The sequence below is a fragment of the Acidobacteriota bacterium genome (assembly GCA_016703965.1).
GTDB lineage: Bacteria > Acidobacteriota > Blastocatellia > Pyrinomonadales > Pyrinomonadaceae > OLB17.
Window position 1 is genome coordinate 158,357 of the sequence record JADJBB010000004.1, and the last position, 22,360, is coordinate 180,716.

Genomic DNA, 22,360 nt, shown 5'->3' on the forward strand with positions numbered 1-22,360 from the left:
CTAGTCGAGACTTAAGATCGCCGCACGAATTCGCTGAAACGTGCCGCAGGAACAAATGTTGCTGACCTCGTTTATGATCTCCGATTTCGGGCGGCCGTCATGCAGTTCTCCAACGATCTCCATTATCATTCCGGGCTGACAAAAGCCGCATTGCGGGACCTGATGTTCGATCCACGCTTGTTGGACCGGATGCGACCGGTCGGCCGACAGCCCTTCGATAGTCGTGATCGTCTTGCCGACTGCCTCTCCGACATCATAATCGCACGACTTCTGTGCGCGGCCATTGACAAGGACCGTGCAAGCTCCGCAGATCTCACGGCCGCAGCCGTATTTAGTACCGGTTAGGCCGATAATATCGCGTATAACCCACAGTAATGGCATATCAGAACTAACATTTACCTGATACATCGTGCCGTTAATATTTAAGGTGGCCATCTTTACTCCTTTTTTCTCAAAGCACAAACAAATGTGAGGGACGACGGTCTTGAAAATAGCTGATAAGCTCGGACTGACTAGCTAGAAAGCCTGGTCCGACACATCGTAAGCGTGAGAGGGCTCGTTGTTGAACCGCGTTGAACGATTGACTGAGATATTCATCGTAGCACTAGAGCTGCCAGAAATTCAATCTTAATTTTTGGGAAAGAAAGCTCGACTTCTTATCGTGCTTTCTTTTCTTTCTTCAACACTCGAAGAGAGAACTTGATCTGACGCTGGATCTCTTTTCTTTTGAAATTCGAGTGGTATACTAACAGCTATATACAGTTACTATCCTTTTGTTTTGATATTCGATCTCTGGAGGAGATTCAAATGGCCAAGCTCAGCGTAAATCGTAAGCAATACGAGGTCGACGCAGATCCAAGCACGCTAATGCTCTGGGTCCTGCGGGACGAGATCGGACTGACGGGGACAAAGTTCGGCTGCGGGATCGCACAATGCGGTGCCTGCACTATTCACGTGGACGGTGAGGCAAAACGCTCGTGTGTGACGCCGTTGAGCTCTGTAATTGGCAAAGAGATCACTACGATCGAAGGCCTCTCGACCGACCTGAGCCATCCGCTGCAGAAAGCCTGGATCGCCGAGGACGTTCCGCAGTGCGGCTATTGCCAATCGGGCCAGATAATGGCTGCGGCGGTCCTTCTCAAGAACAATAAAAAGCCGACCGACGCCGATATCGAACAGGCAATGGCGGGCATCATCTGCCGCTGCGGCACCTATAACCGTATCAAAGAGGCAATTAAACAGGCCGCTATTAATGGAGGTAAATGAGATGACAAGCAAAACTGATCTCGACAGACGCTCATTCCTCAAAGCATCCATAATTGCAGGCGGTGCAGCCGTTTTCGGCTTTAACCTGCCGGTTGGAATACGCGCGGCGGAGCGGCTCGGTTTGACGAATGAACCCATCGCCGATTTCCAGCCCAACGCCTTTATCAAGATCGCCAAGGACGGCCGCGTGACAGTCGTCGTCGGCCAGGCGGAAATGGGCCAGGGCGTTTTCACTTCCCTGCCGCAGATCGTTGCCGATGAACTCGAGGTCGACTGGGCAAACGTTTCATACGAATCAGCGCCCGCAGACAAGGCATTCATTAACCCGGCGATGGGAATGCAGGGCACGGGCGGCAGTTCGAGCGTGAAAGGCCTCTTCGCACCGCTCAGAAAATCCGCCGCAACGGTCCGCGAAATGCTGGTTGCGGCTGCGGCCCAAACATGGAATGTCGCTCCCGAGACCTGCAAAGCCGAATCCGGCAAGATCATGCACTCCGCGTCCGGACGTTCTGCCGCTTACGGAGATCTGCTTGAAGCGGCCGCAAAGATCACACCGCCAGCCAACCCGAAGCTTAAGGATCCTAAGGACTTCAAGTACATCGGCAAAGGTGTAAAACGGCTCGATTCACCCGACAAGGTCAACGGAAAAGCGATCTACGGGATCGATGTAAAAGTGCCGGGAATGCTGACCGCCACGATCCTGCGTTCGCCCGTGATCGGCGGCAAGGTCAAAGCCGTCGATGACGCCGCGGCAAAAGCCATCAAAGGCGTTACGAACGTAATTTCACTTGAGTACGGCGTCGCCGTCGTCGCCGAGAATTTTTCGGCCGCAAGAAAAGGCCGAAGTGCTCTCAAGGTTACTTGGGATGAAGGTGCGATGGCCGCAGTTTCGAGCGAATCGATCTATTCAACTTTCGCCGCAGCGGCTGACAAGGACAAAGGCCTCGTCGCGAAGAAAACCGGTGACGTCGCCGACGGAAAAACGAAAGCGGCTAAAACGGTCGAGGCAGTTTACTGGTCACCTTTTGTCGCCCACGCGACGATGGAACCGATGACCTTCACGGCAGACGTCCGCAAGGACGGTGCCGAGGTTTGGGGCGGCGTGCAGGCACAAATGCTCGTACAGCAGACGGTCGCAGCGACGGCGGGCGTTCCTGTAGATAAGATCAAGGTCAACACGACTCTGCTCGGCGGCGGTTTTGGCCGCCGGTTTGAAATGGACTATGTCATCGACGCGACGCTGCTGTCGAAGGCTGTCGGCAAACCGGTCAAGGTCATATGGACGCGCGAGGACGATATGCAGAACGACGTCTATCGCCCGGCGACCTACAACAAGATGTCAGCCGGCATCGACGCGAGCGGCAATCCCATTTTCTGGCATCACCGCGTCGTAAATGACGCGATCATGGCCCGTGCGGGCAAGGCTTTCGGCTTTATCCTGAAGGACGACCAGCTCGACGAGTCATCCTTCGAGGGCGCACATAATCTGCCGTACGCGTTCCCGAATTTTCAGTGTGATTGGGTTCGCAAAGATACCGGCGTTCCGGTCGGATTCTGGCGATCAGTAGGAAGTTCGCACACCGCATTCTCGACCGAGTGCTTTCTGGATGAGGTCGCGTTCGCGGCCGGCAAAGATCCGGTTTCCTTCCGTCTCTCGATGCTCGAAAAACACCCGCGCCACGCGGCCGTATTAAAGCTCGCGGCCGAAAAAGCCGGATGGGGCAAACCTGCGGAAGCCGGAATTTTCCGCGGCGTCGCCGTTCACGAGAGTTTTGGCAGCTACGTCGCACAGATCGCCGAGGTTTCGGTCGCGAAGGATGGCAAGGTTCGTGTTCATCGCGTCGTCTGTGCGGTAGATTGCGGCCAGGTCGTCAATCCGAATACCGTCGCAGCCCAGATGGAAGGCGGCATCGTTTATGGGCTGACTGCGGCACTTTACGGCGAGATCACGATCAAAGACGGCCGCGTCCAGCAAAAGAACTTTACGGACCAAAAAGTGCTTCGCATGAACGAAATGCCAAAGGTCGAGGTCTACATTGTGGAGAGCACAGAGAAACACGGCGGCGTTGGCGAACCCGGTACCCCGCCGATCGCTCCGGCAGTGGTAAATGCAATATTTGCCGCGACTGGCAAGCGTATTAGAACCTTGCCGATCAGGACGGCTGATCTGGCAGCAAAAGCGTGATGATGAATAGAAGCAGTATCTTAAAACTTATCGTCGTAGCGGCAGCATTTGCGGCTGCGGGCTTGGCTCTGTATTCAAGCCGAACCGGAGCAGTCGAGCGTGTCGAAGCCTCGACCATCAACGAGACCACCATCGCCGCTGATCCTGATCCGGCAAAGTCGCGTGCGGCTTTCAGCGAGGCGGTAAAGGTTTTCTTTTCGGCGCGGTGCTCTAATTGTCATCCTGGCGGCGACGCTCCAACGCAAGGCGACACAATGACCCCGCATCCGATGGAGGTCAAACGCGGCCCGGACGGTCGCGGTCTCGGCGAGCTAAAATGTACGACCTGCCACCAGGACATCAATCTCGACGGCGATAATTTACCGCCCGGAGCCCCAAATTGGCACATGCCCCCAGAGGCGAACAAAATGGCGTTTCAAGGCCTGACCGCCGGCCAACTTTGCCGCAATCTGAAAGACCCGTTGAAAAATGGCGGCCGCAAATCGGCCAAAGACGCCGTGCACCACATCGCGACCGATCCGCTCGTTTTGTGGGCGTGGACACCGGGCAACGGTCGCACTACACCGCCGATGTCGCATGCCGATTTCATGAAAAAGATGAACGAATGGGTAGACAGCGGTGCGGCTTGTCCTGAATAGTCTATGACCTTTAAGAATGCATGGGGCTATAAAGGCGACGCAATGAACCTGCCCGTCGCCGACATTGATAATGCCCTATCGTTCTATACGGACATCATGGGGTTTCAAGTCGTCGAGCGAACCGAAACTCCGCACCGTTCAGCGATTCTTGCCCGTGCTGATATTCAAATGAGGCTCGTCGAAAACGGCGGCGATCCGACGCAGGATGGCTGTGCATTTGAGGTAACCGACGTCGAGGCCGTTTTGAATGAGTTCAGAGGCAACGGACTTGCGAAAGAGCTATCGGATATTAGTATCGAAAAGAACGAGAGCGGCATTTGGCGAGTGTTTTACGTGATCGCTCCTGACGGCCTTTGCTACTGGCTCGGTGAAAAGCAGCCTGCATAATTTCCAACCTTGAAAGAAATAAAAGAGATCCTAAAACACGTATCAGCCCTCGCGGACGGCGAAAAGGCCATACTCGCGACCGTCGTTGACGTCCGCGGCTCGGGCTATCGTCTGCCCGGAGCTCGAATGCTGATGCTTGAGAACGGCGACACTTTCGGCACCGTTTCCGGCGGATGTCTCGAGGCAGATGTACTCGAGCGGGCGAAAAAGATCCTTAAGAGCGGCGAGTCCGAGGTTTTCACATACGACACGACCGGCGACGAAAACTCGATCTTCAGCATGAACATGGGCTGCCGCGGTGTGATCGAGATCCTGCTCGAACCCATCGGCAAAGACAGCGAGATCATTGCGAAGATGCGTTCCGCGTACGAAGACCGCGAGCCGTCCGACGAATTTGAAACGCCGATCGCGGTCATGCTTTTCGGTGCGGGAGCCGACGCGGTTCCCTTCGTCCGCATCGCGAGCGAACTCGGCTGGCAGGTCACCGTTCACGACCATCGCCCGGCGTTTTTGACCGAAGAAAGATTCCCCAACGCACAAAAGCTCGTTCACCAAACCGTCGACGAACCGCCGCAAATTCACGCGGACCATCGCACCGCCGGAGTTATAATGACGCACAATTACTCCCGCGACCGATTCGTTTTGCCGGAGCTGCTTGCGTCCGATGCATTCTACGTCGGAGCCCTCGGCCCGAAACGTCGTACCGAACAGCTTCTCGAAGAGATAGCCGCCCACGGCCGCATATTCGCGGAAGAAAAACTCGCCCGCCTCTTCGCCCCCGTCGGCCTCGACATTGGCGCCGACACTCCCGAAAGCATCGCTCTCTCAATAATCGGCGAGATCCAAAGCGTCCTAAAAAACCGCCAGGGCACCAGCCTGCGATACCGCGAAGGCTCGATCTATGACCGCAAATAACCCACCCAAAATCGGCGGAATATTACTAGCCGCCGGCGGCTCAACCCGCTTCGGCTCCCCCAAACAACTAGCCATCTACCACGGCAAATCCCTAATCCGCCGCGCCGCCGAAACCCTCGTTTCCTCCGGCTGCGATCTGAACGTAGTCGTTCTAGGTGCCGAAATAGAAGCCTCAACCGAAGAACTACAAGGCCTTCCAATCAGTATTTGTTTAAATGAGAACTGGAAATCAGGAATGAGTTCGTCCATTAAAGCCGGACTCGAATACCTACTGAATCTCGAACCCAAACTCGACGCGGTACTGATAACGCTCTGCGACCAACCGCACGTCACAACAGATGCGCTCCAACTCTTGCTCTCAGAATTTCAAGCAAATTCAGCTCTAGTCGTCGCCGCGAAGTACGGCAAAACCATCGGCGTTCCGGCGGTATTCTCACGCGAACTATTCGATCAACTCATTCATCTCGAAGGCGATAAAGGTGCCCGCAACCTGATAAGAAGCCGTAACGACCTCGTCACGATTGAGATAGATGCGGCCGCCATAGACATTGATACGCCTTCCGACGTCGATCAATTGTAGGCGGCGGGTCGCGGTCGATCATAGGTTTTTAAGCACATAATCCGTCATCATCGTGTACCAGTGTTTGACCAGGGCGGGTTCGGCGACGCCGTGGCGTTGGTTGGGGTAGAGCATGAGATCGAACTGTTTGTCGGCTTGCTGCAGGGCGTAGGTCAGTTTGGTGACATTCTGCATGTGGACGTTGTCGTCCATCACACCGTGGATGAGCAGCAGGCGGCCTGAGAGGTTTTTGGCGGCTTTGACCACGTTAGATTTTTCGTAGCCTTCGCGGTTGTTGAGCGGCGTTTTCATGTAACGCTCGGTGTAGATCGAATCGTAGAGCGTCCAATCCGAGACGGTTCCGCCCGCCATTCCGATCTTGAACGATCCGCTGTGCGTCAGAGCGTAGCTCGTCATAAACCCGCCAAAGCTCCAGCCGTGCAGCCCGATGCGGTTCATATCGACGTAGCCCGTGGATCTCAGATAATTCAGCCCGTCCTCGATGTCGCGAAGCTCGAGCTCGCCAAAGCCTTTGTAGGCGTAAAGCGGCCAGACGGATTCCTCGCCTTTGCCGCTCGCGGTGCGGTTGTCGCAAACCCAGATGATGTAGCCTTTTTGGGCCAGCATCTGAAACCACATCCCGCGATTGCCACCCCAGCGGTTCGCCACTGACGGAGCATGCGGCCCGGCGTAGGTGAACTGCAGCACGGGATATTTACGCGAAGGGTCAAAATCAGGCGGCTTGATCATCATCGCCTCCATATTAAATCCGTCGCGGGTTTTTACGTTGAGGAATTCGGGCGTGCTGAGGCGGTAATTGCGAAGGACATCGACGCGATTTTCGTTGATAACACGTTCGAGCGAACCGTCGGCACGGAAAAGCCGCGTTTGAGTCGGAGTGACGACATTGCTCCAGTTTTCGACGTAGTGCGAAAAGGTTTTGTTAAACGCGGCCGCGTGCCAGCCGTCGCCCTTCGAAACGCGTTCGACCTCGCCGCCGGTCAGGCGAACGCGGTAGATATTCTCGGCAATGTGGCTGTCTTTGGTAGCCGAAAAATAGACCCAGCCGCCCTGATTATCAACGCCGTAAAGCGTGCGGACTTCCCATTTCCCGCTGGTGAGCTGACGGACGAGTTGGCCGGTGCTGTCGTATAGGTAGAGGTGTTTCCAACCGTTGCGTGCCGACTGCCAGACCATCATCCCGTTCGCGGCTGACGTATCGGTGAAAACCGGATTGTCATAAACCTCGACCCATGCGGGAGTGGTTTCGGTAATGACCTTGCTGATCTTGCCGGTGGCAACACTTCCGAAATTCAGGTCAAGCGTGGTCTGTTCGCGGTTCAGGGCCTGAAACAGGACATTCTTGCTATCCGGAGCCCATGCGACGCGGGCGATCAGCAGATCTTCGGGTTTGTAGATCGAGGTGTCGATGAATTTCACCGCGTCGCCCACACGCAGAAGCGTCGGCGGCAGACGCTCGCCGATCTTTGGGATGCGGCCGGGATTCGGCACGATCGACGTTTTGCCGACGTCGGCGATGCCGAGTTTTACGATCGGATTTCCGTCGCCTGCCTGCGGATAATTGGTTCGCTCGATCAATTGGTCAGTAGGAAGATCGTTTACGAGAACGAATTTGGGAACCGGCGATTCATCAGTACGCAGAAAGGCGATAAACCGCGAATCAGGCGACCACCAGTACCCGCGTTTCTGCCCGCGGCCGTAAAGCTCTTCCTCGTAGACCCAATCGAGATAGCCGTTATAGATCGCATTGTCGCCCTCTTTGCCATCGCGGGTCAGCTGCTTTTCATTACCTTTCGCATCGACCACATAAAGGTTGTTACTGCGAACAAAGCTCACGAGTTTACCATCCGGGCTGAAACCAGCTTCGAGTTCCGCTTCGCGATTATTCGTCAGCCGCTTGATCGAACGCGTCGCCGTTTCGTAAAGCCAAAGGTCATTCGCGTTGCTGAGAACGATCGCCGTCTCGTCTGCGTTGAACTCAAGGAAAGGCGAATTCGCAAGCTCCGCCGCATCCGCAGCCTTTACACCGACACGCTGCAACGCCGCCGACAACGAGTCCGTATCCAAATACGGCACCGCCTGCGAAGTAACCGCATCGACCCGCATCAACTTCCCGCCGATCACCTGCTTGAACGACTTCCCATCCGGCGACCACTGCACCGAAACCGGCGTTCCGCTAAACCGCACGCGTTTCGCAGCGTCGGGGTTGAAGATGTCGTCGAGGGTGAGGGGTTTGTCTTGGGCAAGAACAGCGCTCGAAAGCGCGAAAACGATGATCGCAAGTGACTGAAGCTTTTTCATATTTATGGCTATTAGCGAGGAAAAGATCTTTTGAATGATAAGCGATAACGGTCTTGTTTTTCAAAGAAGAAACTATACACGGATAAACACAGATGGAACTGATCAACACAGATATTGAAAGTTATTGATCCGACAAAAATCCGCGTACCATCCGTGTAATCCGTGAAAATCTGTGTCTAATTTCCTACGCTTTAGGATGTGCCCGGTCATAAACCTCGATCATCTTTTCCATCGAGACCTGAGTGTAGATCTGCGTCGTAGTCAGCCGGGCGTGGCCGAGCAGTTCCTGGATGTCGCGAAGGTCGGCTCCTTGATCGAGCAGATGCGTGGCGAACGTGTGTCGTAAGCTGTGGGGCGAGATGTCGTGGATGTCGGCGCAGAGCTTGATGTATTTGTCGATCATGCGACCGACGGATCGGGTAGTGATGCGTGTGCCTTGGTAGTTTAGGAACAGGGCATTCGGCTCGCGTTTAGCTTCGGGGCAATTGTCGAGAAACTTGCCGCGTGTCTGGTCCATATAGAGCAACACTGCCTGCATCGCCGGTTCGCCAAATGGCACGATCCGCTGTTTTTTACGTTTACCGGTCACCCAAACCAGCTTCTCGCGAAAATCAACGTCCGGTATATTTATCCCGACCAATTCGCCCACACGAATCCCCGTCGCATACAAAAACTCAATTATCGCCCGGTCACGCCTCCCAAGATCGGTGTTGATGTCCGGTGTCTCGATGAACCTAACGGCGTCCTCGATCGAGAGGTGATTGGGCAGTTTACGTTCGATCTTTGGTGTCGCGACCTGTTTCGCCGGGTTCGCCTCGAGCTTGCCTTCGCGCACCAGAAACTGGAAAAACGTGCGAAGACTGGCGAGTTTGCGGGCAACCGACGTTTTCTTATGATCAGCGTGAAGTTCAGCCATCCATTCGCGGATCGTCAACCGGTCGATCTCAGCCACCGGCATATCCGCACGCTTTTCAACGCGAAACAGATGTAGTTTGAACTGCTCCAGATCACTCGCGTAATTCCGCAACGTGTGCTCGCTAAGATTGCGTTCGTATTTCAGGTGTTGAAGAAACTGTGTGAGGTGATCGTTGAGCATTATTTCCTGCCAACATAATACCCTTTTCGCGTCCGAATAGTCATATTCGGCTTGGCTTTGACCGTGAGCGAGATCGTGCGGAATTCGCCGGGCTTCAGTGCCTCGTCCTCGGGGTAATAGCTGAGGATGTATTGCTGCGAAAGCTCAGCCGAGATGCGGTCAAAGGCCTGTTTCATTTCGTCTTCGTCGATCGGCGAATAGACGGCTCCGCCGGTTTGTTCGGCGAGTTCGATCATGCGGCGTTCGGCTGTGAGGGCTCGAATATTGGCATTTCCGCCGCGAACACCGGTCCGTTTGAAATTCTCGAAGTCCTTTGTCTTCACCACATAGACCTGACAGTCGTTGATTTGAAGCGATTTCACAACTCCCTCGAGCGTGGTTTTGAGATCGCTGTACGTGTCCTCGCCGTCAGAGACGATAACGACGACGCGGCGGCCATTGGCGGCTCTGAGGTACTCGGCGACCTCGATGATCCCGTCGAGCAGTGCAGTCGCACCTTTTGGCTCTTGAAACATTTCGATCGCCTGCGTCAATTGCGCGACGTCGGATGTGAGCGATTGTTCGAGCCGTGTGTAATCGGCGACCGAGAACAACGCGGCTTTGTCCTTATCAGGCCTGACAACGCGGCGAAAAAACCTGACGGCAGCGTCCTTTTCAAACTCACGAGCGATCAGCACGCTCGACGAATTATCAAACAGCATCGCAAGCCGTATCGGCGTATCGCTCCGGGCGAGTTCGCCGATCTCGACCACTTTGCCATCGATCTTTAGTTCAAAATCCTTGAGTTGGAGCGTTGAAACGGCCTTTCCGTTTTGATCCAGCACGGAGACCGGGATCGGGATAAGTACGGAATCAACCTTGATGACATCGTCACCGCTGTTGGGTTTTGGGGTCGGTGTTGGGGTCGGTTTTCCAACCGGATTCACCGTTTCGGTCGGCATGTAGACAACCGACGGTCCAACGATCTGACGGGGTGTGGGCGTCGGGCTCGGCTTCTGACGGCCCGATTGAGCCGAGGCGATCGATGTAAACAGCGTCGCCGTGAAAATGAGAGTGAAAAACCTCATAAATGCGGTGGATAGAGTCCGCAAGTTGGATTAACAATAACGCTTGCCAGTTGCCCGCCCGACTGGAGCGGCAAGCATCCCTGCTTGCCACACCGCAGCTTCTGCGGTGTTGAAATCCCCAACTACAAACAATCCTTGATTAACCCGAGCTCCTTAGCGGTCTTCGACCGCTGGCAAGCAGGGATGCTTGCCGCTCCAGTCATCGTCACACCAGGATAAGCTTAACACCCGCGAATAGCAGCACGACCGCCAAAACCCGCCGCAACGTCATCGAATCGAACTTCTTGCTTCCCAACGTCGAACCGATCAGGCCGCCGACAACTGCAACGGCTATCCAGATCCAAACCTGGCTTGGCAGGTCGAGAATATGCGTGCTTCTGCCAAATAGATAATTACCGAGCAGCCCGGCAAACGAATTTACGAGAATGAACAAGACGGAAACGGCCGCTGCGGTCTTGGTAGAAGACCATCTCGCGAGCAGCAGCAGCGGCGTCAGGAAGATGCCGCCGCCAACGCCGATCATTCCCGAAACCAAACCGATGGCAGCACCGATCAGGATCCCGGCGAGGACAGGTGGATCGGTGGTTTGATCATCATTTCTTAGTTTTACCGCAAGCCGCATCGCCGCGAGACAAAGCACAACGCCTAATACGATCTTGTAAACATCGGTGGGAAGCTGAACGATCCCGCCATAAAAGGCAAATGGAATGGAGCCCAAAGCAAATGGCCAAAACACGCGCCACTGAAAGTAACCTGCTCGCCAGAATTGATACGTCCCGATCGACGCCACGAATAGATTCAAAACCAACGCAGTCGGCCGCGTCACCTCAGGAGCCACCGCCAAAAACGCCATCACCGCCAAATACCCCGACGCCCCGCCATGTCCAACCGAGGAGTAAAGTATCGCAACGGCGAATACGGCAAAAATTATCAGGACAGATGTAGATTCCACAAGGTACGGCCGCTCTTTCGCATTCCCGGCAAGATATTACGTTCTAATAGATCTGCGAGCAGGTCAAGCCCACGAAAGCCTATTCGAGGCCAACGAAATCGATGTTTGTCAGGTTGCCGCTCGCGTTCAGATCCTGGCCCGTAAACCGGTACCGTTTCGAAACCGGATTGATGAAGTAGTTCGTTTGTGCAAGAACATTGGTGAACGAGTAAAAGCCGAACGAACTCGTCGTTGCGGTACGAACAAGATTTGATTGCAGATCTGTCATTCTAACGACTGCATTTCTCAGGCCCAGCCCTCCCGGCGTTGTGACCCGCCCGGAAATAGTGACGAGCCCGGAGAACGGCTCAAATCTGACGATCCCCCGCTTTACGCTGCCGTTGACCGCAGTAAAGTTTCCACTAACTATCAACTTGCCGCTTTCCTGCTGGACCATGCTTATCACTGGGATCCCGGAAGGGTTTGTGCTGCCGGTCACGGTTGCGATAAAGGTCGGGTCAACGTTCCCGTTGGGGAGCAGCCGGCCGAGATTCGCCGTCTGAATACCATCGATCGACGGAAATTCCCCGCCGATCATGACGCGCCCGTCGATAAGCTGTAACACCGAATTTATCGTCGAGAATGGGCTTCCCAGGTTTGGCGGAATGAATGTCTGATCAACCTCGCCATTCGGCTTGATCCGCGCGATCTGTGGCGCATCGACATTGTTTACCTTTCCGAGTCTGCCCGAGACCAAAAGATTTCCGTCGCTCAAAAGTGTTAGGTTTGTAATGTACGCTCCAAGCACGACCGGGTCGACACGGCACTGCCAGACCACCGCTCCATTTTGATCCAGCTCATAGACCGCTGCCCAGTTGATATTCGCCTGCGGCCGAACGGCAATAAAGATCCGTCCCTGCGGAGAGACGATCACTTTTGTGATGTCCAGCGAGACGATATTGGTCGAGAAGGATTGATCGACAGATCCATCGATATTTAGTCGGACGATATCGCGTCGGGTCACGCCGTTTATAGTGTCGAAATCACCGACCGCGATCAACTTACCATCAGCCTGGCGTGCAAGCTCAAGCACATTCCCGGTTGCCGAGGAACTATATGTGCCCGACGCGAAAAGTAAATCAGATACTGTACCATCAGTGCTGACCTGACGAAATGGAAACGGGCCCTGACTTCTCGAGCGGGTCCCTGCAACTATTCCACTGCCGTCGGGGTTCAGCGAGACGGCGGCAAAGTTGTCAACTACCGGTGCGAACTGGATATCAGGGATCCCTTCGTGCGAAAGGCGGGCAAGTCTCGGCCGCCAATAGAATCCGCCGCCCCACGACATCATCCTTCCGTCGGCGAGGTTGAATAGCGATAAAGCTCCGCTCGAGATCGCGGCCGTGCGGGTTAGAAACGACAGAATCCTATCGCCACTTGGATCGATCTTTATAACAGCCGTCGGTGCCGCACTATCTATGCGGCCCATTTCGTTCATCAGGCCGCCGAAGACCGCGTTACCGTCAGGCCCGATCGCGACACTCCACGCCTGCGCGCCGTTTGGAAAAGAGAAGACCCCCAGATAACTTTGGTCTTCAGTTCCGGCCGAGCTGAGCCGAGCCATCGGATAAGCATGTCCTTCGGCATCGCGGAGTTCGCCGCAAACGAGCATTCTGCCGTCAGAGAGGACCGTAATATCACGGATCTGTTTCGCCCTCGGAGCAAAGAAGGATGGATCAACGGTGTTACCGACGAATCTTACGAGCCCCGGACGGTAGTTGAGGCTCACAGCCGTAAAATCGCCGCCTGCTATAACGCCGGCGGGCGTCTGCCGAATCACATGAACAGGTCCGTTGATCGAGACAATGAACGACGGGTCAAAAGCTCCGTTTGCCTGCAGCCTGATGAGGCCGCCATTAAAGCTCCCACCCACCATGACCTTGCCGTCACTGAGGGCCTTAACAGCTTCGAGTCCGCCGCTTACGATCTGTTGGGTCATTACGAATGATGCATCAAGATCGCCCGACGCCTCGAGGCGCGCGATCTTAGTCCGGCTGACGCCGTCAAACGCCGTAAAACCGCCGACGATCAGTATCCGACCGTTAGGATCAACATCGAAATAGCTAACGCCTCCATTTGGGCCGGCTCCGTCATTAAAACTCGTGTCTAATGAGCCGTCTGCGTTGAGTCTCGCGATGTATTTGACGGGTGATCCATTATATTGCGTGAAACCTCCGGCAATAAGTATCTTACCGTCCGCTAGCACTTCGACCTGGCCGATATCGGCGTTAGCGCCGATCCCTGAATTGAATGTCTGATCGATATTCCCCGAAGCTTCAAGGCGAACGATCTTCCGGCTCGGATATCCGACGGCGGTATTGAAGTAGCCTACCACGACCAGCTTTTCGCCCTGGAAAGCGACGTCGCGAACGATCGAGTCAAAGTCCTGACCCGAAATAAAGCTTTCGTCAACCTGCCCGTCGGCAGCCTGCACTGGCGCTTGAAGATAAACGCCTGTCAAAACAATCAGCGGAATGAAAAATGCTCTGCGTAGGAATTGGGAAGTTAAAAAGTTCATAACTCAGTGCTTTAAAGCAAAATGCGAGTTAGATGGGATGAGTCTGCCCAGCCAAAAGTTGTGAGGAATCGGTCTCAACAACGGTTGGTTCCATGCCCCAAAGGGTTTGGCGGCCTAAACCGGCGAATCGATCAACATGATCCTGGTAAAAAATCTGCTAAAAAGCCAGCCCTTCATTAAAACGGTGCAAGAATTTCTGGCCTCGATCATTCTTGTGCTAATATCTCCAAATATTTTCGCACTCCGATACTCAGACTGCGAAACTGTGGAGCATATTTTCTGAACCTAGACCATCACTAATCATGGAGATAAACGACTGACTATGAAAAGACTTTGGATGTTGGGACTATTTTGTTTTGCATTTACGCTGGCAGCCGCTTGGGATGTTAAAGCTCAGCCGTCTGAGGCCCAGATCAAGAAAGACATGTCCGGCGAACGGACCATTTCAATTACATTTGGCAAACCGGGAACAAGAACGTGGGACACATCTTCGCAAAAATGGATATGGACGCGTGACTACACGACGAAGCTAAAAACCGAAGATCCAGCCGTTACCCAGATCGTAACAGGCTATGCCGCATACAACGCAAACGGTGCCGCTTACACTTTCTGGCGAACCTTTCCAAACTCGAGCAGATTCGAGGGAATTCCGAACCCCACCACGCAAGAGATCCAGGCTTTGATCGACCGATTCACCGTACAGGAGATCTTTGGCAGTTTCAATTACGGCAACGTCGTCGGCAAGATCGAATCTTTCGGCCCGCCTGCCGATCCTAAATTCGACTGGCACACGATGAATTCCGTCTCATTCGACCTCGTCGGGGTTTATACCCAAAAGACGAACGGCATCGGCGGCACCGAACGCGGGCAGAGAACCTTCCGGATCAGACTCTATCGTGACGACAGAAAATCACCATGGAAAAAATTCCTGACCACCAGTTCCAAAGATTGGAAAGCTTTGTAGCCGATACCTCGTATCATCAAATATCAAACGGCGAACCACGTTAACGGTTCGCCGTTTTTTTTAATTCCGACCGGGCAACAAGTGAGGCTAATCACTCACCTCGATCCCCAGTTCCTTCAACTGTGATCCATCCACTTCGCCCGGCGAATCCATCATCAGGTCTTGTGCTGATGCAGTTTTAGGGAATGCCATGACGTCGCGGATATTTTCGGTGCCGCAGAGGATCATGCAAGTTCGTTCGATGCCGGCGGCGAAGCCTCCGTGCGGCGGCGTACCGTATTCGAGAGCGTCGAGGAAAAAGCCGAAACGCTCGCGCGCCTTTTCGACCGACAGGCCGAGGGCTTTAAAATTGAGGGCTTGAATGTCCTTTTGATGAATTCGGATCGAACCGCCGGCGCATTCGTAGCCGTTGATGACCGCGTCGTATGCCTTCGCTCGAACTTCACCGAGCAGATGATGCTGGCTGTCGTCGTTCACCGCCGTCTTAAATTTCTCCAGATCCTCGTCCATCGGCGACGTGAACGGATGATGCGCGGCAGCATAGCTGTCCGTCTCTTCATCATGCTCGAACATCGGGAATTCCGTCACAATCAGAGGCTTGTAAGCCGAACGGTCGATCAAATTTTCCCTTTTGGCAACCTCGATACGCAAAGCTCCGAGCGAAGCGGCGACTACAGATTTGCGGCCCGCGACAATGAGAACGAGATCGCCCTTTTCAGCTCCGGCTGCCGAAACGAGCTGGCCGATCTTCTCTTCCCCAAGCACCTTGAGCAGCGACGAGGTAGTCTCGTCGCCAACCTTGATCCACGCCAACGCCCCAGCGCCATAACGTTTTGCAAATTCCTGCAGATCGTCGAGCTGTTTACGTGAGTAATCGGCCTTGCCCTTCGCAACGATACATTTGATCTCGCCGGAACGCAGGCTGCCAGCCTGCCCGCCTGAATTCAACACCTGCGCAAACGGAGCGAAATCCGTATCTCGCAACTCATCCGAAAGATCGACCAGTTCCATCTCGAACCGCAGATCCGGCTTGTCCGAGCCGTACCGACGCATCGCTTCGGCGTAGGTCATACGCGGCCATTCGGTGGGCAAGTCAATGCCGCCGACCTTGCCGAGGACGTGATTGAACATGCCCTGGATCTCACGATACGCCATTTCCTGATGGGCGAACGTCATCTCCATATCGAGCTGCGTAAATTCCGGCTGCCGGTCCGCGCGGAGGTCTTCGTCACGGAAACAGCGCGCGATCTGGTAATACTTGTCGAAGCCCGAGATCATCGTGAGCTGCTTCAATATCTGCGGCGACTGCGGCAGGGCGAAGAATTTCCCCGTGTGAATTCGCGAAGGCACGATAAAATCTCGAGCACCTTCCGGGGTCGATTTGAGCAAGATCGGCGTCTCGATCTCGATAAATCCACGCGTGTCAAAATACTCACGGATAGCTGAGACCGCCTTCGCACGCATGCGGATATTGTGCTGCAATTGCGGACGGCGCAGGTCGAGATACCGATATTTCAAACGCGTGTCTTCGGCCGCGAGATTCTCAGACCCCGCGACTTCGAGCTGAAACGGCAGTACGTTAGCGTCGTTCAGGATCAGGATCTCGCTCACCTTGACCTCGATCTCGCCGGTCGGCAGCTTCGCGTTTTTGGCCCCTTCGTCACGCTTGACGACCTCGCCTTTGACGGCGATTACGAATTCGCCGCGCAGGTTTTTAGCCTTCGCATGAGCTTCCTTCGCGTCCTCTTCGCTCACCACAACCTGCGTCACACCGTCGCGGTCACGCAAATCGACAAACGTAAAAACGCCAAAATCACGCTTCTTCGCCACCCAACCCATCAAAACAACCTGCTTGCCAACATCGCTGTCACGCAATTCGCCGCAAGTATGTGTTCTCTCTAAAGTTCCAAGTACATCCAACATAAAATTAAAATTAATAGGGATTCAGGGGATGAAGGAGTTAAGACAAATTCAAATTCATCCTTTGCATCCCCTTCATCCCTGTTTATTCACTTCCAAAAACAAAAAACGCCTTTCGATTTGCGACAAACGAAAGGCGGAGCGTCAAACCTAATTAACACTCTCGCCTACGTATTATTATTGTCGTCAAATCGAACTGCGTCCATAACTTCAATCGCGATGATACAAGATTGTGCCGAATCAGTGCAAACTATGTTTCAGCCTTTCTCATTCTATGACTTGATGTAACATAAAAATATGAACATTCTCGTACTAAATTGCGGCAGTTCATCGTTAAAATTCCAGTTGATCTCAACGAGCCTCGAGCAGATCGAGCGTCGTGACGATCGAATGCTCGCGCGCGGTCAGATCGAACGCATCGGCGGAGCGGCGGTCTTAACTTTTCAAACGGCGGGGCATGATGCCGTCCGTTCGGGCAAGCCGATACGTGATATGCGCGCCGCACTGGACGCCATCCTGCAATGGATCGGTAGTGAAGATACTAATATCGACGGGATCAGCGGCCTGTCCGATATCGATGCGGTCGGACATCGCGTTGTACATGGCGGCGAGCGTTTCATCCAGTCCGCTCTGATCGATGACGACGTGCTGCGAGGTATCGATGACTGCATTGAGCTCGCCCCGCTTCACAATCCGGCCAATGTTCTGGGCATCCAGGCGGCAAGGTCGATCCTAGGTAAAGGCATTCCGCAAGCGGCGGTTTTCGATACGGCGTTTCATCACACTATGCCAGAATCGTCCTATCTCTACGCCATTCCCTATCAATTTTACAGACGGCACAAAATACGCCGTTACGGCTTTCATGGGACATCGCACCGTTACATCGCGTATCAATACCGGACGCTTAATCACATTCCCCGCGAGGAAGTAAAGATCATAACCCTGCATCTCGGCAACGGAAGCTCTGTAGCCGCGATCAAAAACGGCAACTCTTTCGACACTTCGATGGGTTTCACGCCGCTCGAAGGCCTTGTGATGGGCACGCGTTCCGGCGATCTCGACCCCGCGATTATCGAATTTATCTGCGAAAAAGAAGGCATGACGGTTCACGAGGCAGATCTGATGCTAAATAAGGCGTCAGGCTTGCTCGGCATCTCGGGCCTGACCCACGACATGCGCGAACTTATCGCCGAAGCGGAGGATTCCGGCGACCGACGGGCGCGGCTCGCCATCGAGATATTCTGCTATCGCATCCGCAAATACATTGGCTCATACCTGGCCGCAATGGATGGAGCCGACGCGATAATTTTTTCGGGAGGGATCGGCGAGAATTCAGCTCTCATTCGGTCTAAGATCTGCCAGGGTCTGGAATGGTTTGGAATTGCTGCGGATGAAAACAGGAATGCAGAATTAGTATCCGGAGTAGAAGGCTTTTTTAACCAAGAAGACTCCCGCGTCAAACTCGGCGTTATCCCGACCAACGAAGAGCTCCTCATAGCCCGCGATACGGTCAGGCTGATCAAGGGCGTGATCTAGTTAGGGCCGGGGATCAGAAATAGAACCGTGCGAAGTAATACAGTATCGGTGCCCCAAAGAGCAAACTATCGAGCCGGTCGAGGAATCCGCCGTGGCCGGGGATGATCGAGCCGGCGTCTTTTGAGCCAGAGCCGCGTTTCATCGCGCTTTCGCAGAGGTCACCGAGAACGCCGACGGCGGCGAGAACGATGGCCAGCGGGATCGAGAATTGGTAACGCAGTTCGGGAAAGAATGTCGCGGTCGAAACAGCAGCGAATGCTGCGGCGGTGATCAGGCCGCCGATGAGGCCTTCGACGGTTTTGCCGGGCGAGATCGCCGGGGCGAGTTTGTGTTTACCGAGGGCTCGTCCGGCGAAGTATGCACCGGCGTCGGAACCGAAGATGATCAGGAAGAAGAAGCCGAGAAGTTTTGTGGAAAGGCCCGGTATCGATTCGAAACCTACGCGTGTAGCAACAAGAAATCCGCCCAAAAACACGACGTAAAATATCCCGAGCAGCGTTACGCCGATACCCGTGAGCATTTTTGAGAAATCCTTTTGAAAACGAAATGTCTGTGAGATCAGGACCGCGATGATGATCGCCGCGAGCGTCGCCACCAACAGATCCGGAGCCTTCGCAGGAGCATCGAAAAGGAAGCCAATAAACAGCGCCGCCGATGCGAGATAACCGATCGACGCATCAGCCTTTAGCTCAAGTTTTTTCGTAAGCGAATAAAACTCGAACAATCCCGCCGCCAACGCAAACCCCGCGATCGCCACAAACAGCCAAACCAACTGCGGAACCCACAGCGGCAGAATGATCGCCGCGATCACGATAGGCAGAGCGATAAGGGCTGTAAGAATTCTCGTTTTCATAGTCTTAAACGCAATTTAACAGGGATGAAGGAGATAAAAAGGGTATGCAAAAACTATTTTCTCATCCCTTTCATCACCTTTATCCCTGTGAATAAACTACTTAACTCCGCCGAAACGCCGGTCCCGTTTCTGGTAGTCCAATATTGCCTCAAATATCCCAGGCCGGCGGAAATCGGGAAACAGCGTCGGCGTTATGTAGATCTCGCTGTACGCTAACTGCCAGAGTAGAAAGTTCGAGATGCGAAATTCGCCGCTGGTTCGGATCAGCAGATCGACCTCCGGCAGGCCGTGGGTATATAGGTTTCGCTCTATGTCGGCCTCGGTCAGGTGGTCGATCACGTCATTTCGCCGCTCGATATCGGCAAAGGCGAGGCGTGCAGCACGGACGATCTCGGCTCTGGCTCCGTAATTAAGAGCGACGTTCATGACCATGCCGGTGTTTTCGGCGGTCATCTGCTCGGCTCTGGAGATCTCCTTACGGACGTTTTCAAACAGTCCGTCGATATCTCCGATCGCTCTGAATCGAATATTATTTTGGTGAACTTCTTTGAGATCGGTGCGAATGTAGCGAATAAGCATCCGCATCAGCCCTTTGATCTCGTCCTGCGGTCGCTTCCAATTCTCAGTGGAAAACGCGTAAAGCGTCACCGCCTTGATCTCAAGCCGCGTACACGTATCGATGATCGCCCGAACCGATTTAGCTCCTTCGCGATGGCCGAATATCCGTGGCCGGCCCTGATGTTTTGCCCACCGGCCGTTGCCGTCCATGATAACAGCGATATGCCGGGGCATCCGCGCCGGATCGATCCCCGCCAAAAGACGCTCTTCGGCAGAATTCGGTTTAATTATCCCGGCAAAATTCTCGTGCATCGTGCATTTCTTAACAACGGATTTACGCGGATTAGCACGGATTTAATGAAATTAATCTGTGTAGATCCGTGTTAATCCGTTGTTCAAATCCTTTTCTCGAACGTTCGAATAATTGCGTCTCGATTTATCGGCCCGTAAATATGCGGATAGATCCCGCTATCGGTTGACGGTTCCTTTATCATCCGCGACATTAGCCGGTCGCTCTCGATCTCGAGTATAACCACGCTTTCGACGCCTGAGTAATATCGTCCGATCACGCCGTCGAGCTGTTCCTCGAAGCTGCAATGAATAAACCCTTCAACAGCCAAACTCGCGTGCCGGTAAAGCCCCGTATCAAAAGCCGCCCAAACTTCCGGTAAAACTATGTGGTAAATGAGCATTCCGTCGGAACGCAGGCTGCCAGCCTGCGTGTGTCCGGTTCGCCGATCGCGCGTTGCCGGCAATTTCCTTTGCGTGAAACGCAGGCTGGCAGCCTGCGTTCCGGCACTTAATCGTACTCGACCTTATGCAGCGTCAGCCCCTGTGCCGATGCCGTTTTGCCTGCCAGGTCGCGGTTGCCGGTGACGATCGCCGTCTGAATTGTATCACTATCTTTTTCGCCACGCCCGACCTCGAGCATCGTGCCGACGATCGAGCGGACCATGTACCGCAGAAAACCTGTCGCTGATATGCGAAACTCGATCATCACGCCCTGCGCCTGATCGTTCCACCTCGATTCCACGGTAAAATCGAGCACGTTTCGGACCCGCGAATCGCCGTCGGATTTCGCTGATGCGAACGCCGTCCAGTCATGCTCGCCGAGGAACAAACGAGCCGCTTCGTTCATCCTAGCCACGTCGAGCGGCCTTGTTTCGTGGTGGGCAAACCGCCGCCAAAATGGTGACATCACCGGAGCATTCACCACGCGGTAAATATACGTTTTGCGCTTCGCCGAGAATCGGGCGTGAAACTCGTCCGGAGCCTTTTCTGCTTTCATTATCCTGATGTCTCGCCACAGATTGCCGTTGATCGCGTGCTTGAGCCGCTCGGGCGTGAATTTGCTGTGCAGATGAACATTCGCAACCTGTCCCTCAGCATGAACACCTGCGTCCGTTCGCCCTGAGCCAACAACCGCGACATCCATGTCAGCGATCATTCCGATCACACGCTCCAGTTCGCCCTGGATCGTCCGGTCGTTTTCCTGCACCTGCCAGCCGTGAAAGTCGGTGCCGTCGTATTGAATGAGAAGTCTGTAGTTCATTTAAGGATACAAGAGCTTAAAACGCTCGCAGCAAACGAGTGATGTTTCGTCAAAATCGATCTCGAGCTGGGCTGCCTCCTGCGAGAAATACTTCCAGTGGACATCACGCCAATATTCCAGCGTCTGATCACCCTCGCCTTCATCTGATGCAAATTGCGGATCAACATCATTGAACGGCAGATGCCTGATCTCCGTTGTTTGGATCACACACATCGGAGCTCCCGCAAGATCAGTGACAACGCTGTAACCATCAGCGATCGGAGCCTCGTCCGGTATTATCTCATTTACCGCAACGAGGCTCGCGGTCGCAAATTTCTTGCCGGAAATGACCAATTCAGCAAGCTCCCTCGCCATTTCCGCCGTGTTACCAAAGCACCAAACTTGAAAAGGCTCGGCCCTCGGTATCGACGGGTTTAGTAAAAGAAAGTCGTTCCAGAATTTCTGAACCTCAGATGTCATGACTTGCGGCTACCGGGTTTTACAGCTTCAAGCCCGTCGGCACACATCGGACAGCTGTCTGTAGAAAAGCTAGGAACATCGAGACTGACGAGCGAGATCCGCGGCACGCCGACATCTGCGGTTCTATTTGAGCGATCAATTATCGAAGCGGCAGCGACAACCTTCGCTCCGCAACTTTGCAGTGCCGCGATGCATTCACGCGTTGATCCGCCGGTCGTGATGACGTCTTCGACGACGAGAATTCGTTCTCCGGGCGAAACAGTAAACCCTCGCCGAACTGTCATCACACCTTCCTGACGCTCTGTCCAGATGAATCTTTTTCCTAGTGCCTGAGCAGTCGCAAATCCGATCACGAGCCCACCGATCGCCGGCGACGCGACCGTGTCGATCTCGTCTGCCGAATAATGTGCCGCTATCTCTTTACCGAACGCGGCCGCATCGTCAGGATGCTGCAGGGCAAGAGCACATTGCAGATATTTCGGGCTGTGCAGGCCGCTCGATAAAATAAAATGCCCATCGAGCAAGGCATTGGTTTCCGTGAAACGTTTGAGAACATCCATTCGATATAGACTAA

Annotated in this window: 21 protein-coding genes; 8 read left to right on the forward strand and 13 right to left on the reverse strand. The window is 54.1% G+C overall.

Annotated elements, in window-relative coordinates; translation table 11 throughout:
* On the reverse strand, window positions 1-435 hold the full coding sequence (locus tag IPG22_03495; protein ID MBK6587367.1) for a (2Fe-2S)-binding protein: 435 nt from the start codon (window positions 433-435) through the stop codon (window positions 1-3).
* Between the two features lie 372 nt (window positions 436-807).
* Here IPG22_03495 and IPG22_03500 point away from each other — a divergent pair, with 372 nt between their 5' ends.
* The 6 genes from IPG22_03500 to IPG22_03525 are packed head-to-tail and all read left to right on the forward strand — an operon-like array spanning window position 808 to window position 5,971.
* Window positions 808-1,266 (forward strand): (2Fe-2S)-binding protein, encoded by a 459-nt coding sequence (locus tag IPG22_03500; GenBank protein ID MBK6587368.1) that lies wholly within the window; start codon window positions 808-810, stop codon window positions 1,264-1,266.
* A gap of 1 nt (window position 1,267) precedes the next feature.
* Window positions 1,268-3,451, forward strand: a complete 2,184-nt coding sequence (locus IPG22_03505) for a xanthine dehydrogenase family protein molybdopterin-binding subunit (GenBank protein MBK6587369.1) — start codon at window positions 1,268-1,270, stop codon at window positions 3,449-3,451.
* A gap of 2 nt (window positions 3,452-3,453) precedes the next feature.
* Complete coding sequence (locus IPG22_03510) at window positions 3,454-4,089, forward strand: hypothetical protein (GenBank protein MBK6587370.1); 636 nt, start codon at window positions 3,454-3,456, stop codon at window positions 4,087-4,089.
* 3 nt (window positions 4,090-4,092) lie between these two features.
* The gene (locus tag IPG22_03515) at window positions 4,093-4,476 is read left to right on the forward strand and encodes a VOC family protein (GenBank protein ID MBK6587371.1); all 384 of its coding nucleotides are present in this window, start codon (window positions 4,093-4,095) and stop codon (window positions 4,474-4,476) included.
* A 9-nt stretch (window positions 4,477-4,485) separates the two neighbouring features.
* On the forward strand, window positions 4,486-5,391 hold the full coding sequence (locus tag IPG22_03520) for an XdhC family protein (GenBank protein ID MBK6587372.1): 906 nt from the start codon (window positions 4,486-4,488) through the stop codon (window positions 5,389-5,391).
* Window positions 5,378-5,971 carry a nucleotidyltransferase family protein gene (locus IPG22_03525; GenBank protein ID MBK6587373.1) on the forward strand — a complete coding sequence of 198 codons (594 nt, stop codon included), beginning with the start codon at window positions 5,378-5,380 and terminating at the stop codon, window positions 5,969-5,971. The genes IPG22_03520 and IPG22_03525 overlap by 14 nt, the downstream gene beginning before the upstream one ends.
* A gap of 18 nt (window positions 5,972-5,989) precedes the next feature.
* Here the strand turns inward: IPG22_03525 and IPG22_03530 are convergent, their stop codons facing one another.
* From IPG22_03530 to IPG22_03550, 5 genes are all read right to left on the reverse strand, one after another.
* Entirely contained in the window at window positions 5,990-8,272 is a 2,283-nt protein-coding gene (locus IPG22_03530; protein MBK6587374.1) for a S9 family peptidase, read from the reverse strand.
* 184 nt (window positions 8,273-8,456) lie between these two features.
* A complete protein-coding gene (locus IPG22_03535; protein MBK6587375.1) occupies window positions 8,457-9,368 on the reverse strand; it encodes a tyrosine recombinase XerC in 912 nt (303 codons plus the stop codon).
* The gene (locus IPG22_03540; protein ID MBK6587376.1) at window positions 9,368-10,435 is read right to left on the reverse strand and encodes a VWA domain-containing protein; all 1,068 of its coding nucleotides are present in this window, start codon (window positions 10,433-10,435) and stop codon (window positions 9,368-9,370) included. The genes IPG22_03535 and IPG22_03540 overlap by 1 nt, the downstream gene beginning before the upstream one ends.
* Before the next feature lie 205 nt (window positions 10,436-10,640).
* Window positions 10,641-11,387, reverse strand: a complete 747-nt coding sequence (locus IPG22_03545; GenBank protein ID MBK6587377.1) for a sulfite exporter TauE/SafE family protein — start codon at window positions 11,385-11,387, stop codon at window positions 10,641-10,643.
* Between the two features lie 79 nt (window positions 11,388-11,466).
* Window positions 11,467-13,944 carry a hypothetical protein gene (locus IPG22_03550; GenBank protein MBK6587378.1) on the reverse strand — a complete coding sequence of 826 codons (2,478 nt, stop codon included), beginning with the start codon at window positions 13,942-13,944 and terminating at the stop codon, window positions 11,467-11,469.
* A gap of 322 nt (window positions 13,945-14,266) precedes the next feature.
* Between IPG22_03550 and IPG22_03555 the strand changes: the two genes are divergently transcribed.
* On the forward strand, window positions 14,267-14,908 hold the full coding sequence (locus IPG22_03555) for a hypothetical protein (protein ID MBK6587379.1): 642 nt from the start codon (window positions 14,267-14,269) through the stop codon (window positions 14,906-14,908).
* Window positions 14,909-14,995: 87 nt separating this feature from the next.
* On the opposite strand, the gene aspS is transcribed toward IPG22_03555, so the two are convergent.
* Entirely contained in the window at window positions 14,996-16,831 is a 1,836-nt protein-coding gene (aspS, locus tag IPG22_03560) for an aspartate--tRNA ligase (GenBank protein ID MBK6587380.1), read from the reverse strand.
* 294 nt (window positions 16,832-17,125) lie between these two features.
* Between aspS and IPG22_03565 the strand changes: the two genes are divergently transcribed.
* Window positions 17,126-18,364 (forward strand): acetate kinase, encoded by a 1,239-nt coding sequence (locus IPG22_03565; protein ID MBK6587381.1) that lies wholly within the window; start codon window positions 17,126-17,128, stop codon window positions 18,362-18,364.
* A 13-nt stretch (window positions 18,365-18,377) separates the two neighbouring features.
* Here the strand turns inward: IPG22_03565 and IPG22_03570 are convergent, their stop codons facing one another.
* The 6 genes from IPG22_03570 to IPG22_03595 all read right to left on the reverse strand — a co-directional run bounded on the left by IPG22_03570 (window position 18,378) and on the right by IPG22_03595 (window position 22,346).
* Window positions 18,378-19,217 (reverse strand): phosphatidate cytidylyltransferase, encoded by an 840-nt coding sequence (locus IPG22_03570; GenBank protein ID MBK6587382.1) that lies wholly within the window; start codon window positions 19,215-19,217, stop codon window positions 18,378-18,380.
* A gap of 96 nt (window positions 19,218-19,313) precedes the next feature.
* Window positions 19,314-20,087 (reverse strand): isoprenyl transferase, encoded by a 774-nt coding sequence (locus IPG22_03575; protein MBK6587383.1) that lies wholly within the window; start codon window positions 20,085-20,087, stop codon window positions 19,314-19,316.
* Window positions 20,088-20,170: 83 nt separating this feature from the next.
* Complete coding sequence (locus IPG22_03580) at window positions 20,171-20,530, reverse strand: DUF952 domain-containing protein (GenBank protein ID MBK6587384.1); 360 nt, start codon at window positions 20,528-20,530, stop codon at window positions 20,171-20,173.
* Between the two features lie 44 nt (window positions 20,531-20,574).
* A complete protein-coding gene (gene truA, locus IPG22_03585; protein MBK6587385.1) occupies window positions 20,575-21,327 on the reverse strand; it encodes a tRNA pseudouridine(38-40) synthase TruA in 753 nt (250 codons plus the stop codon).
* Entirely contained in the window at window positions 21,328-21,786 is a 459-nt protein-coding gene (locus IPG22_03590) for an ASCH domain-containing protein (protein ID MBK6587386.1), read from the reverse strand. It lies immediately after the preceding gene.
* A complete protein-coding gene (locus IPG22_03595) occupies window positions 21,783-22,346 on the reverse strand; it encodes an orotate phosphoribosyltransferase (protein ID MBK6587387.1) in 564 nt (187 codons plus the stop codon). The genes IPG22_03590 and IPG22_03595 overlap by 4 nt, the downstream gene beginning before the upstream one ends.
* Window positions 22,347-22,360: the final 14 nt, after the last annotated feature.

Bases quoted from the DNA above. Each gene is read 5' to 3' on its own strand.
- IPG22_03540 (MBK6587376.1), bottom strand. From the start codon at position 10,435: ATGAGGTTTTTCACTCTCATTTTCACGGCGACGCTGTTTACATCGATC.
- IPG22_03530 (MBK6587374.1), bottom strand. From the start codon at position 8,272: ATGAAAAAGCTTCAGTCACTTGCGATCATCGTTTTCGCGCTTTCGAGC.
- IPG22_03565 (MBK6587381.1), top strand. From the start codon at position 17,126: ATGAACATTCTCGTACTAAATTGCGGCAGTTCATCGTTAAAATTCCAG.
- IPG22_03535 (MBK6587375.1), bottom strand. From the start codon at position 9,368: ATGCTCAACGATCACCTCACACAGTTTCTTCAACACCTGAAATACGAA.
- IPG22_03500 (MBK6587368.1), top strand. From the start codon at position 808: ATGGCCAAGCTCAGCGTAAATCGTAAGCAATACGAGGTCGACGCAGAT.
- IPG22_03550 (MBK6587378.1), bottom strand. From the start codon at position 13,944: ATGAACTTTTTAACTTCCCAATTCCTACGCAGAGCATTTTTCATTCCG.
- IPG22_03495 (MBK6587367.1), bottom strand. From the start codon at position 435: ATGGCCACCTTAAATATTAACGGCACGATGTATCAGGTAAATGTTAGT.
- IPG22_03595 (MBK6587387.1), bottom strand. From the start codon at position 22,346: ATGGATGTTCTCAAACGTTTCACGGAAACCAATGCCTTGCTCGATGGG.
- IPG22_03515 (MBK6587371.1), top strand. From the start codon at position 4,093: ATGACCTTTAAGAATGCATGGGGCTATAAAGGCGACGCAATGAACCTG.
- aspS (MBK6587380.1), bottom strand. From the start codon at position 16,831: ATGTTGGATGTACTTGGAACTTTAGAGAGAACACATACTTGCGGCGAA.
- truA (MBK6587385.1), bottom strand. From the start codon at position 21,327: ATGAACTACAGACTTCTCATTCAATACGACGGCACCGACTTTCACGGC.
- IPG22_03525 (MBK6587373.1), top strand. From the start codon at position 5,378: ATGACCGCAAATAACCCACCCAAAATCGGCGGAATATTACTAGCCGCC.
- IPG22_03590 (MBK6587386.1), bottom strand. From the start codon at position 21,786: ATGACATCTGAGGTTCAGAAATTCTGGAACGACTTTCTTTTACTAAAC.
- IPG22_03575 (MBK6587383.1), bottom strand. From the start codon at position 20,087: ATGCACGAGAATTTTGCCGGGATAATTAAACCGAATTCTGCCGAAGAG.
- IPG22_03570 (MBK6587382.1), bottom strand. From the start codon at position 19,217: ATGAAAACGAGAATTCTTACAGCCCTTATCGCTCTGCCTATCGTGATC.
- IPG22_03510 (MBK6587370.1), top strand. From the start codon at position 3,454: ATGAATAGAAGCAGTATCTTAAAACTTATCGTCGTAGCGGCAGCATTT.
- IPG22_03505 (MBK6587369.1), top strand. From the start codon at position 1,268: ATGACAAGCAAAACTGATCTCGACAGACGCTCATTCCTCAAAGCATCC.
- IPG22_03555 (MBK6587379.1), top strand. From the start codon at position 14,267: ATGAAAAGACTTTGGATGTTGGGACTATTTTGTTTTGCATTTACGCTG.